Annotated in this window: 7 protein-coding genes; 4 read left to right on the top strand and 3 right to left on the bottom strand. The window is 72.8% G+C overall.

Going from position 1 to position 6789, the window contains the following annotated elements; genetic code table 11:
• The first annotated feature begins 163 nt into the window (after window positions 1–163).
• On the top strand, window positions 164–700 hold the full coding sequence (locus tag BU198_RS13750; RefSeq protein WP_188297116.1) for a YbjN domain-containing protein: 537 nt from the start codon (window positions 164–166) through the stop codon (window positions 698–700).
• 14 nt (window positions 701–714) lie between these two features.
• Here BU198_RS13750 and BU198_RS13745 read toward each other — a convergent pair whose 3' ends face one another.
• On the bottom strand, window positions 715–2082 hold the full coding sequence (locus BU198_RS13745; protein WP_188297115.1) for an MDR family MFS transporter: 1368 nt from the start codon (window positions 2080–2082) through the stop codon (window positions 715–717).
• A gap of 148 nt (window positions 2083–2230) precedes the next feature.
• Here BU198_RS13745 and BU198_RS13740 point away from each other — a divergent pair, with 148 nt between their 5' ends.
• Together BU198_RS13740 and BU198_RS13735 are read left to right on the top strand one after the other, a co-directional pair.
• Entirely contained in the window at window positions 2231–2989 is a 759-nt protein-coding gene (locus tag BU198_RS13740; RefSeq protein WP_188296607.1) for a phosphoglyceromutase, read from the top strand.
• A 274-nt stretch (window positions 2990–3263) separates the two neighbouring features.
• Window positions 3264–3860 carry a lytic polysaccharide monooxygenase gene (locus tag BU198_RS13735; protein ID WP_188296606.1) on the top strand — a complete coding sequence of 199 codons (597 nt, stop codon included), beginning with the start codon at window positions 3264–3266 and terminating at the stop codon, window positions 3858–3860.
• Window positions 3861–3983: 123 nt separating this feature from the next.
• Here the strand turns inward: BU198_RS13735 and BU198_RS13730 are convergent, their stop codons facing one another.
• Both BU198_RS13730 and phoU read right to left on the bottom strand, forming a co-directional pair.
• Window positions 3984–4163: a hypothetical protein gene (locus BU198_RS13730; protein ID WP_188296605.1), complete on the bottom strand. Its 180-nt coding sequence runs from the start codon at window positions 4161–4163 to the stop codon at window positions 3984–3986.
• Window positions 4164–4379: 216 nt separating this feature from the next.
• On the bottom strand, window positions 4380–5069 hold the full coding sequence (phoU, locus tag BU198_RS13725; protein ID WP_188296604.1) for a phosphate signaling complex protein PhoU: 690 nt from the start codon (window positions 5067–5069) through the stop codon (window positions 4380–4382).
• 306 nt (window positions 5070–5375) lie between these two features.
• Between phoU and BU198_RS13720 the strand changes: the two genes are divergently transcribed.
• A complete protein-coding gene (locus tag BU198_RS13720; protein WP_223244222.1) occupies window positions 5376–6788 on the top strand; it encodes a sensor histidine kinase in 1413 nt (470 codons plus the stop codon).
• Window position 6789 lies beyond the last annotated feature (1 nt).

Below are 6789 nucleotides of genomic sequence, written 5' to 3'. Positions count from 1 at the left end.
GTACGCGGGCAGCATGGCCCGCCCGGCCGGCCGGCTGGCGGCGGCCCGGCGCCTGCTGGCCTGAGGCCGCGCCGGAGTGGCAGGGGCCGCGCCGGGCGGTCAGTGACTGCGCCGGGCGGTCAAGGGCTGCGCCTTTGGGGTACCGGCGAGTAACGTCACCCCCATGGCAATCCGCACCAAGGACGAGGCCCTGACCCTCCTGCGCGCCGCCCTGGACGACGCCGGGGTGGCCTGGGAGCCGGCCGCCACCGACCCGTACACGCTGGTGGCGGCCCTCCCCGGCACCCGGAAGCTGAGCACCGCCTGCGCGCTGCGGGTCGGCGACCACACCCTGTCGGTGAACGCCTTCGTGATCCGCCGTCCGGACGAGAACCACGAGGCCGTCTACCGCTGGCTGCTGGAGCGCAACACCAGGCTGTACGGCGTCGGGTACGCGGTCGACGCGCTCGGCGACGTCTACCTGGCCGGCCGGCTGCCGCTGGAGGCGCTCACCCCGCAGGTGGTGGACCGGCTGCTCGGGACGGTGCTGGAGAACGCGGACGAGCCGTTCGACACCCTGCTGGAGCTGGGCTTCGCCTCGGCGATCCGGCGCGAGTGGGAGTGGCGGACCAAGCGTGGGGAGTCCACCCGCAACCTGGCCGCCTTCGCCCACCTGGCCGCGCCCGGGGCCCCGTCGGCAGAGGCCCCGGAAGCGGGCTGATCCGCGCTGCCCGGTCAGGCGTCCGCCGGAGCCTTCCCGGCCGGCCGCCCCGCCTGCCGCCCGGCCGGCTCCGCCGCGGTGGCGGGGACCGCCGTGGTCGCCGGGGTCTGCGCCGCGGGCGCGAGGACCTCCGCCACCACGGCCTCGCGCCGCCCCACCGCACCGGTGCGGCGGGCCAGCGTGACGTACCCGAGCGCAGTGACCGTCCCGACCGCCCCGCAGACCGTCCAGAGGACCACGGGCCCGGCGTGCTGGAGCAGCAGCCCGCCGCCGGCCGGGCCGAGGAACGAGGCGAGCGACCAGGAGAGGCTGTGCACGCCCTGGTAGCGGCCGCGCCCGTGGGTCGGCGCCAGCTCGGCGACCATGCCCATCATCACCGGCGTGTTCAGGATCTCGCCGACCGTCCAGACCGCCACCGAGAGTGCGAACAGCCAGGCCGAGGACCCGGCCAGCGCGGCCAGTCCGAAGCCCCAGCCGGTGAGCAGACAGCTGGCGACCAGCAGCCCGGTGCGCGAGCGGCCCTCCATCCACCGGGTGAGCGGGATCTGGAGGACCACGATCAGCAGCCCGTTCAGGCCGATGACCAGGCCGTACTGGGTGGAGGTGATCCCGGAGGCGCCCATGTCCACGGCCAGCGTGGTGCTGCCCTGCTGGAAGACCAGCGCGAGCAGCAGGGTCAGCCCGACCAACGCCATGAACGGGGCGTCCCGGAACACCGAGAGCAGGCTGACCGGCGGTTCGGCGGAGCCGGCCGGGTGGCCGGGCGGGAGCTGGGGCCTGGTCTCCGGGATCCGGACGAAGATCACCACCGCGCAGACCAGGGTGGAGAACGCGTCCAGCAGGAAGAGCGTCAGATAGCCGTGGGTGGCGATCAGACCGGCCGCGGCGGCGGAGAGGCCGAAGCCGATGTTGATCGCCCAGTAGTTCAGCGAGTACGCGCGGACCCGGTCCTCGGCCGGCACCAGGTCGGCGATGATCGCCGAGGTGGGCGGCCGGGTCGCGTTGCTGCACAGGCCCACGAAGAAGACCACCACGGCGATCGCCACCTGGCCGTCCGCGAAGCCCAGCACGGCGGTGGACAGCGCGGTGCCGAGCTGGGCGGCGACCAGCGTGGGACGGCGGCCGATCCGGTCGGCCAGCACGCCCGCGCCGATCGCCGCGACGGCCGAGCCGAGGCCGAACAGCGAGGCCACCAGGCCCGCGTAGGAGGCCGAGTACCCCCGGTCGACGGTCAGGTACAACGCCAGAAAAGTGACGACGAATGCGCCGAGCTTGTTCACCAGGGTGCTGACCCAGAGCCACCAGAACTGCCGCGGCAGCCCGCCCACCGTCTCCTGGACGAGTCTTCGGAGCCGGGGATTGGAGGCCAGGGCGACGAGCATGTGGGGGCTCCCGGAGGCAGGCGTCCGCTGAGCGGTGCGGCAGGCCCGGTCAGCCAACGCAGGTAAGTGTCAGATGCGCGGAGCACACATTACACATCGGCCGAAGGTCCCCACCAGGGGTTTTCCGGCCCCCACTAAGCTGGGGGCCATGGCTGACACGACGTACCGACTCATCCTGCTCCGCCACGGCGAGAGCCAGTGGAACCAGAAGAACCTGTTCACCGGTTGGGTCGATGTCGACCTCAACGAGAAGGGCGAGAAGGAGGCCGCCCGCGGTGGCGAGCTCCTGGCCGCCGAGGGTCTGCTCCCCGACGTGGTGCACACCTCGCTTCTGCGCCGCGCCATCCGCACCTCCCAGATCGCCCTGGACAAGGCCGACCGGCACTGGATCCCGGTCAACCGCAGCTGGCGGCTGAACGAGCGCCACTACGGCGCGCTCCAGGGCAAGGACAAGGCCCAGACCCTGGCCGAGTTCGGCGAGGAGCAGTTCCAGCTGTGGCGCCGCTCGTACGACACCCCGCCGCCGGTGCTGGCCGACGACGCCGAGTACTCGCAGGCCGATGACGCCCGTTACGCCGAGATCCCGAGCGAGCTGCGTCCGCGCACCGAGTGCCTGAAGGACGTCGTCGAGCGGATGCTCCCGTACTGGTACGACGCCATCGTCCCGGACCTGGCCGCCGGCCGGACCGTCCTGGTCACCGCCCACGGCAACAGCCTGCGCGCGCTGGTCAAGCACCTCGACGGCGTCTCCGACGAGGCCATCGCCGGTCTGAACATCCCGACCGGCATCCCGCTGGTCTACGAGCTGGACGCCGACTTCAAGCCCGTCGCCCAGGGCGGCCGCTACCTCGACCCGGACGCCGCCGCGTCGGCCATCGAGGCGGTCAAGAACCAGGGCAAGAAGTAAGCCACTTGCCGACGAGGCTCCGCCGCCCGGCCTTGCCGGGTGGCGGGGCCTTCGTTCGTTTTCGGTCGGTTCGGAGTCAACCCGCTTGCTCGGCACTGGAGTTGGGTAGGCGGGAAAATGGTTCAGACCATTGACGGCTCAATCGGCGGCTCCTACCGTGAGGGCACCGGACTGGCGCAGGCATGCCAGGAACTCCCCGTCCGGGCCGCCGCACCCCCACGCGCGCGCGTCTGCGCCCCGGCGCACACTCCATCCACCCCCACGGAGGAGCACCATGCGCACACGCCACGTCGTCGGGGCGGTCGTCGCCGCCCTGGCGATCCCGCTGACCCTGGCCTTCCCGGCCGCCTCTCACGGCTACATCACGACTCCGCCCAGCCGGGCCGCGCTCTGCGACGTGCACACCCACGGCGTCGCCTGGGACTGCGGCGACATCCAGTGGGAACCGCAGAGCGTCGAGGGCTCGAAGGGCTTCCCGGCCCTGGGCCCCTCGGACGGCACCATCTGTGCCGGCGGCAACGCGCGCTTCGCCGAACTGGACGACCCGCACGGTGGCGCCTGGCCGACCACGCAGGTGTCGGCGGGCCAGCAGCTGACCTTCACCTGGCGGTTCACCGCCCGGCACGCGACCGCCGACTTCCGGTACTACATGACCAAGCCGGGCTACGACGCGAGCCGGCCGGTCACTCGGTCCGACCTGGAGCTGACGCCCTTCCTGACCGTCCCGTACGGGGGGCAGCAGGTGCCCGGCTCGCTCAGCCACACCGCGACCGTCCCCGGCGGGCGCACCGGCCACCACGTGATCGTGTCGGTCTGGAACATCTCCGACACCGCGAACGCCTTCTACTCCTGCTCCGACGTCCGGTTCTGACGCACGCGGGAACGCGCCCGGGAGCGCACCCGGGAACGCACCCGGGAACGCACGCGGGAACGCACGAGGTGCACGGCCGTCGGCGGGCCGTGCACCTCGGGGACTCCTCGGGTGGCGGGCCGCTCAGTGGCCGCCGCAGCAGCCGCCGTCCGCGCCGCCGCACTGGCAGGGCGCGCCGGACTGGCAGCCGCAGCCGCAGCCGGGGCCGCAGCCGCAGCCGGCCGCGAGGACGGGAAGCAGCTTCGGGGCGAGTGGCTCGACGGTTTCGTGGGCGGTCGCCGGTCGGGTCGAGTTGGCCTTCATCGAGCTTCCCTCCTAGTGACGGGCACAGTCCTGTGCCCCCACTGTCGAGTGAAACCGCCGAACGGACGGAGCGTCAACGGGCGCGCAGTGGTGGGGCGCACGGTAGCCCGTGCGCCCACACCACCCTCGTCGCGGGTTTACTCACCCCCCCGGGGTGAGCCGGGACCGGCCCCGGCGGGACCGATGGGCCCGCCGGCACCGGTCCGGCCCCGGCGGTCAGTCGACCGGCGCCGCCTCGGCGGCCTCGGTGGCGGCCACGAACTCGGCCACGTGCTCGCCCGTCACCAGGTACACCACGCGCTTGGCGACCGACACCGCGTGGTCCGCGAAGCGCTCGTAGTAGCGGCCGACCAGGGTGAGGTCGACGGCGGTCTCGATGCCGTGGTGCCAGCGCTCGTCGATCAGGTGCGACAGCAGCTCGCGGTGCAGGGTGTCGATCGCGTCGTCGTCCTGCTCCATCTCCAGCGCCTTGTCGACGTCCTTGGTGGCGATGACCAGGCCGGCCTTGGCCACCAGGCGCTGGGCGAGCTGGCCCATCTCCAGGACGGTGGAGTGCAGGTCGCCCGGCACCGCGGTGTCGGGGTAGCGCATCCGCGCGACCTTGGCGACGTGCCGGGCGAGGTCGCCACAGCGCTCCAGGTCGGCGCTCATCCGCAGCGAGGTGACGACGATGCGCAGGTCGGTGGCGACCGGCTGCTGGCGGGCCAGCAGGTCGATGGCCCGGTTCTCCAGCTCGTGGTGCAGCTCGTTGATCTTGGCGTCGGCGGCGATCACGCTCTCCGCCAGCGCCAGGTCCGCGTCGAGGAGGGCGGTGGTGGCGCGGCCCAGTGCAGAGCCGACCAGCCGGGCCATCTCGACCAGGCTGTCGCCGATCGCATCGAGTTCCTCGTGGTACGCGTCGCGCATGTTCTCTCCTCAGTAGCTGTGTCGGTGGCGGTGCCGACCGGTCAGCCCGTCCGACCATCGTTCCGGCGTCCGGGTGACCGCTGCTGGTGGCGCGCATCGTACGCGCACACCCGAGCCGGTGACCGCCGTTCGGCACACCGATCTCTCCCACACGGGCTGCCCGGCCAACTTTCCGACGCCAGGGCGACGGTGCACGGCCGCTACGGTGAATCGGCCACAACGTGAAGGTGAATTCTCGGCAACGTACGGTCGATGCCTTGACCCAGTGCATGGGGACTGCCCTGGCCGTACGCTTACGCTGGCCACATGGACGTGAACGTGGCCGCCGCCGCTGCCTGCGCCATAGCCGGGCTCGGCGTCGGCCTCACCGCCTCCATCGCCTTCCGTTGGAGCGAGCGCGAACAGGCCCGGGGCAGGTACAGCGGAACCGGCGGCAGAAACCCCGGCCGGTACCAGTCCCTGGGCACCGGCCACCCCGAGCCGCCGCTGCCGCCCGGGGTCGACACCGTGCTCTCGGTGCTCCGCTCCTGCGCGATCGTGCTGGGCGAGGGCGACGAGGTGGTCAAGGCCAGCTCGGCGGCGTACGCGATGGGCCTGGTGCGCGGTGGCGCCGTCGCCGTGGACCAGATGCTCGCCCTGGCGCGCGCCACCCGCAGGGACGGCGAGATCCGCCAGGTCGAGCTGGAGGTGCCCAGGCCGGGCGCGGCCCGCGCGGCGGAGCCGCTCGCGGTCTCCGTCCGGGTGGCCCCGCTGGGCTCCCGGCTGGTGCTGGTGCTGGTCGAGGACCAGACCGAGCGACGCCGGGTGGAGGCCGTCCGCCGGGACTTCGTGGCCAACGTGAGCCACGAGCTCAAGACCCCGGTCGGCGCGCTGTCGCTGCTCTCCGAGGCGGTCGCCGACGCGTCCGACGACCCGGAGGCGGTGCAGCGCTTCGCCGGCCGGATGCAGGTCGAGGCGACCCGGCTGGCCAGCCTGGTCCAGGAGATCATCGACCTCTCCAGGGTCCAGGACGACCGGCTGATGGTCGACCCGGAGCCGGTGGCGGTGGACGAGCTGATCGCCGAGGCGATCGACCGCTGCCGCCAGCAGGCCGCCGCCAAGCAGATCCTGATCGCGGCGGGCGGCATCGCCGGCCTCTACCTGCACGGCAACCGCGGCCAGCTGGCCGCGGCACTCGGCAACCTGGTCGAGAACGCCGTCAACTACAGCCCGCCCCGCACCCGGGTGGCCATCGCCACCCGCCGGATCTCCAGCGCCGCGGCGCTCGGGGAGGCGGACGGCGAGCTCATCGAGATCTCGGTCACCGACCAGGGCATCGGTATCTCCGAGAAGGACCGCGAGCGGGTCTTCGAGCGGTTCTACCGCGTCGACCCCGCCCGCTCCCGGGCGACCGGCGGCACCGGCCTGGGCCTGTCCATCGTCAAGCACGTCGCGGCCTCGCACGGCGGCACCGTCTCGGTGTGGAGCGTCGAGGGCCAGGGTTCGACCTTCACCATCCGCCTGCCCGCCGGGCAGGCCCCCGTGGACGGCGATCCCGACGACGTGTTCGACGACGAGCCGGACCACGTGCCGGACCACGAGCCGGACGGCGACTCCGCCGGACGACCCGCCGCCGCTCCCCGAACCCTCACCACGGACCGCACGGCCCGTCCGTTCCCCGCCGGGGAACGGGAACAACACCTGTCAGACACAACCCCTCAGCTTGCCCCGGAGGCCTGAT

Source organism: Streptomyces sp. CBMA156 (assembly GCF_014596515.1).
In the GTDB taxonomy this organism is placed as follows: Bacteria; Actinomycetota; Actinomycetes; order Streptomycetales; family Streptomycetaceae; genus Kitasatospora.
The sequence above is the reverse complement of the archived record's forward strand: the minus strand, read 5'-3'. Positions and strand labels throughout refer to the sequence as shown.